Source organism: Micromonospora aridisoli, from assembly GCF_056150025.1.
On the sequence record NZ_JAXCFK010000028.1, the window covers coordinates 1 to 5,242 of the forward strand.

Sequence of the window (5,242 nt, forward strand, 5' to 3'; positions counted from 1 at the left end):
TGTCCGGCGGTGTCCTACTCTCCCACACCCTCCCGGGTGCAGTACCATCGGCGCTGGAGGGCTTAGCTTCCGGGTTCGGAATGAGACCGGGCGTTTCCCCTCCGCCATGACCGCCGTAACCTTATCAACATGTCAAACAACACCAACACCAACCAATGTCGGGGGTGTGTTTGTTTGTTGTGAGTTACACAGTGGACGCGAGCAGAATCTTTGTGAGCAAGTCCTCGGCCTATTAGTACCGGTCAACTGAACCCGTTACCGGGCTTACATTTCCGGCCTATCAACCCAGTCGTCTAGCTGGGGGCCTTACCCACCCGAAGGTGGTGGGATACCTCATCTTGAAGCAGGCTTCCCGCTTAGATGCTTTCAGCGGTTATCCCTTCCGAACGTAGCTAACCAGCCGTGCCCCTGGCGGGACAACTGGCACACCAGAGGTTCGTCCGTCCCGGTCCTCTCGTACTAGGGACAGCCCTTCTCAAGTATCCTACGCGCACGGCGGATAGGGACCGAACTGTCTCACGACGTTCTAAACCCAGCTCGCGTACCGCTTTAATGGGCGAACAGCCCAACCCTTGGGACCTGCTACAGCCCCAGGATGCGACGAGCCGACATCGAGGTGCCAAACCATCCCGTCGATATGGACTCTTGGGGAAGATCAGCCTGTTATCCCCGGGGTACCTTTTATCCGTTGAGCGACACCGCTTCCACACGCAAGTGCCGGATCACTAGTCCCGACTTTCGTCCCTGCTCGACCCGTCAGTCTCACAGTCAAGCTCCCTTGTGTACTTGCACTCAACACCTGATTGCCAACCAGGCTGAGGGAACCTTTGGGCGCCTCCGTTACCTTTTAGGAGGCAACCGCCCCAGTTAAACTACCCACCAGACACTGTCCCTGAACCGGATAACGGTCCGAAGTTAGATACCCGAATCAACCAGAGTGGTATTTCAAGATTGCCTCCACCCATACTGGCGTATGAGCTTCACCGGCTCCCACCTATCCTACACAAGCCGACTCAAATACCAATGTCAAGCTATAGTAAAGGTCCCGGGGTCTTTCCGTCCTGCCGCGCGTAACGAGCATCTTTACTCGTACTGCAATTTCGCCGGGCCTGTGGTTGAGACAGTGGGGAAGTCGTTACGCCATTCGTGCAGGTCGGAACTTACCCGACAAGGAATTTCGCTACCTTAGGATGGTTATAGTTACCACCGCCGTTTACTGGCGCTTAAGTTCTCCGCTTCGCCCCGAAGAGCTAACAGGTCCCCTTAACGTTCCAGCACCGGGCAGGCGTCAGTCCATATACATCGAATTACTTCTTCGCATGGACCTGTGTTTTTAGTAAACAGTCGCTTCCCCCTGCTCTCTGCGGCCATACAACGCTCCACCCGCGCGGGGCTTCACGTCTCCGGCCCCCCTTCTCCCTAAGTTACGGGGGCAATTTGCCGAGTTCCTTAACCACAGTTCGCCCGATCGCCTCGGTATTCTCTACCTGACCACCTGTGTCGGTTTGGGGTACGGGCCGCTCAGAACTCGCTAGAGGCTTTTCTCGGCAGCATAGGATCACTGACTTCACCTGAATCGGCTCGGCATCACGTCTCAACCTTCATGCACCACGGATTTGCCTATGGTGCGGTCTACACGCTTACCCCGGCACAACCACCGGCCGGGCTCAGCTACCTTCCTGCGTCACCCCATCGCTTGACTACTACCCGCCAGGTTCCCACGCTCCCCACCATTGACCCGAAGGTCGCCGGCAGTTCGGGTGGTTAGCACAACGAGGTTCATCATGGGCGCTCCTTCGCGGGTACGGGAATATCAACCCGTTGTCCATCGACTACGCCTCTCGGCCTCGCCTTAGGTCCCGACTCACCCAGGGCGGATTAACCTGGCCCTGGAACCCTTGGTCATCCGGCGGAAGGGTTTCTCACCCTTCTTTCGCTACTCATGCCTGCATTCTCACTCGTGCCGCGTCCACAACTAGGTCACCCTGCTGCTTCACCCCCGGCACGACGCTCCCCTACCCACCCACACACCTGGATGCCCACCCAACGGCAGACACCGGGCTCTGTGTGAGTGCCACAGCTTCGGCGGTGTGCTTGAGCCCCGCTACATTGTCGGCGCGGAACCACTTGACCAGTGAGCTATTACGCACTCTTTAAAGGGTGGCTGCTTCTAAGCCAACCTCCTGGTTGTCTATGCGACCCCACATCCTTTTCCACTTAGCACACGCTTAGGGGCCTTAGCTGGTGATCTGGGCTGTTTCCCTCTCGACTACGAAGCTTATCCCCCGCAGTCTCACTGCCGCGCTCTCACTTACCGGCATTCGGAGTTTGGCTGATTTCGGTAAGCTTGTAGGCCCCCTAGACCATCCAGTGCTCTACCTCCGGCAAGAAACACACGACGCTGCACCTAAATGCATTTCGGGGAGAACCAGCTATCACGGAGTTTGATTGGCCTTTCACCCCTAACCACAGGTCATCCCCCAACTTTTCAACGTTGGTGGGTTCGGCCCTCCACACGGTCTTACCCGCGCTTCAGCCTGCCCATGGCTAGATCACTCCGCTTCGGGTCTAGAACATGCGACTCAAACGCCCTCTTCAGACTCGCTTTCGCTACGGCTCCCCCACACGGGTTAACCTCGCCACATGCCACTAACTCGCAGGCTCATTCTTCAAAAGGCACGCCGTCACCCCGCAAGGCTCCGACGGATTGTAGGCGAACGGTTTCAGGTACTATTTCACTCCCCTCCCGGGGTACTTTTCACCATTCCCTCACGGTACTCGTCCGCTATCGGTCACCAGGAAGTATTTAGGCTTACCAGGTGGTCCTGGCAGATTCACGGCAGATTTCAGGAGTCCGCCGCTACTCGGGAACACCCACAGAAGACCAGCTGTTTTCACCTACCGGACTATCACCGTCTACGGTCAGCCTTTCCAGACCATTCAGCTAACAACTGGCTTTATAACTCCTCGAACACGTGTCAGCATGTTCAGCAGGGTCCCACAACCCCGACCACGCAACCCCTGACAGGTATCACACGCAACCGGTTTAGCCTCAATCCGCTTTCGCTCGCCACTACTCACGGAATCACTATTGTTTTCTCTTCCTACGGGTACTGAGATGTTTCACTTCCCCGCGTTCCCTCCACACACCCTATGAGTTCAGGTGCAGGTGACACCACATGACTGGTGCCGGGTTACCCCATTCGGACACCCTGGGATCACAGCTCGGTTGACAGCTCCCCCAGGCCTATCGCGGCCTCCCACGTCCTTCATCGGCTCCTGGTGCCAAGGCATCCACCGTTCGCCCTTGACAACTTGACCACAAAGATGCTCGCGTCCACTGTGCAATTCTCAACAAACAACCAACCCACAACCCACCACCCCACACCAGACCCGATCACCATCGGCGGTATGCGAGGCCAGGCCATGCCTGGCAGCCGGCGAACCCGAAAGTCCACACTCAGCCTCTGAAAGACAACCACCAACAGGTTGTTCCTTCAGGACCCAACAGGGTGCTATCCATTCCCTCCCAGCCGCACCAGACCCCCGTTCCCACCACCCCAAGGATGGCTGTACTAAGAGAACCCAGCCGTTGCCAGGACCGAACTCACCAGTGTCTCCGCCAATGAGCACCCCGACCCGACATCCGCGGGCCGCGGGCTCCATACCCGCCTTCGCGGGATGGTGCTCCTTAGAAAGGAGGTGATCCAGCCGCACCTTCCGGTACGGCTACCTTGTTACGACTTCGTCCCAATCGCCAGCCCCACCTTCGACGGCTCCCTCCACAAGGGTTGGGCCACCGGCTTCGGGTGTTGCCGACTTTCGTGACGTGACGGGCGGTGTGTACAAGGCCCGGGAACGTATTCACCGCAGCGTTGCTGATCTGCGATTACTAGCGACTCCGACTTCACGGGGTCGAGTTGCAGACCCCGATCCGAACTGAGACCGGCTTTTTGGGATTCGCTCCACCTCACGGTATCGCAGCCCATTGTACCGGCCATTGTAGCATGCGTGAAGCCCTGGACATAAGGGGCATGATGACTTGACGTCATCCCCACCTTCCTCCGAGTTGACCCCGGCAGTCTCCCATGAGTCCCCAACCGAATTGCTGGCAACATGGGACGAGGGTTGCGCTCGTTGCGGGACTTAACCCAACATCTCACGACACGAGCTGACGACAGCCATGCACCACCTGTCACCGGCCCCGAAGGACCCCACATCTCTGTGAGATTTCCGGCGATGTCAAACCCAGGTAAGGTTCTTCGCGTTGCATCGAATTAATCCGCATGCTCCGCCGCTTGTGCGGGCCCCCGTCAATTCCTTTGAGTTTTAGCCTTGCGGCCGTACTCCCCAGGCGGGGCGCTTAATGCGTTAGCTGCGGCACAGAGAACCGGAGAGGCCCCCCACACCTAGCGCCCAACGTTTACAGCGTGGACTACCAGGGTATCTAATCCTGTTCGCTCCCCACGCTTTCGCTCCTCAGCGTCAGTATCGGCCCAGAGACCCGCCTTCGCCACCGGTGTTCCTCCTGATATCTGCGCATTTCACCGCTACACCAGGAATTCCAGTCTCCCCTACCGAACTCTAGCCTGCCCGTATCGACTGCAGGCCCGCAGTTGAGCCACGGGTTTTCACAGTCGACGCGACAAGCCGCCTACGAGCTCTTTACGCCCAATAAATCCGGACAACGCTCGCGCCCTACGTCTTACCGCGGCTGCTGGCACGTAGTTGGCCGGCGCTTCTTCTGCAGGTACCGTCACTTGCGCTTCGTCCCTGCTGAAAGAGGTTTACAACCCGAAGGCCGTCATCCCTCACGCGGCGTCGCTGCATCAGGCTTCCGCCCATTGTGCAATATTCCCCACTGCTGCCTCCCGTAGGAGTCTGGGCCGTGTCTCAGTCCCAGTGTGGCCGGTCGCCCTCTCAGGCCGGCTACCCGTCGTCGCCTTGGTAGGCCATCACCCCACCAACAAGCTGATAGGCCGCGAGCCCATCCCAAGCCGAAAAACTTTCCACCCCCGAACATGCGTCCGAAGGTCATATCCGGTATTAGCCCCGGTTTCCCGGGGTTATCCCAAAGCCTGGGGCAGGTTGCTCACGTGTTACTCACCCGTTCGCCGCTCGAGTACCCCGAAGGGCCTTTCCGCTCGACTTGCATGTGTTAAGCACGCCGCCAGCGTTCGTCCTGAGCCAGGATCAAACTCTCCAACAAAAACCTGAAGGAAAATCATCCCAGCAACAAAAA

General features: G+C 58.1%; 3 rRNA genes. All 3 read right to left on the reverse strand.

The features are described 5' to 3' along the window. Position 1 precedes the first annotated feature (1 nt). Positions 2-118: ribosomal RNA gene (rrf, locus tag SM447_RS29075) — 5S ribosomal RNA — on the reverse strand. A 94-nt stretch (positions 119-212) separates the two neighbouring features. Beyond that, positions 213-3,321: ribosomal RNA gene (locus SM447_RS29080) — 23S ribosomal RNA — on the reverse strand. Between the two features lie 374 nt (positions 3,322-3,695). After that, a 16S ribosomal RNA gene (locus SM447_RS29085) occupies positions 3,696-5,209 on the reverse strand. The 16S, 23S and 5S rRNA genes sit together here, the layout of an rRNA operon. Between the last annotated feature and the right edge of the window lie 33 nt (positions 5,210-5,242).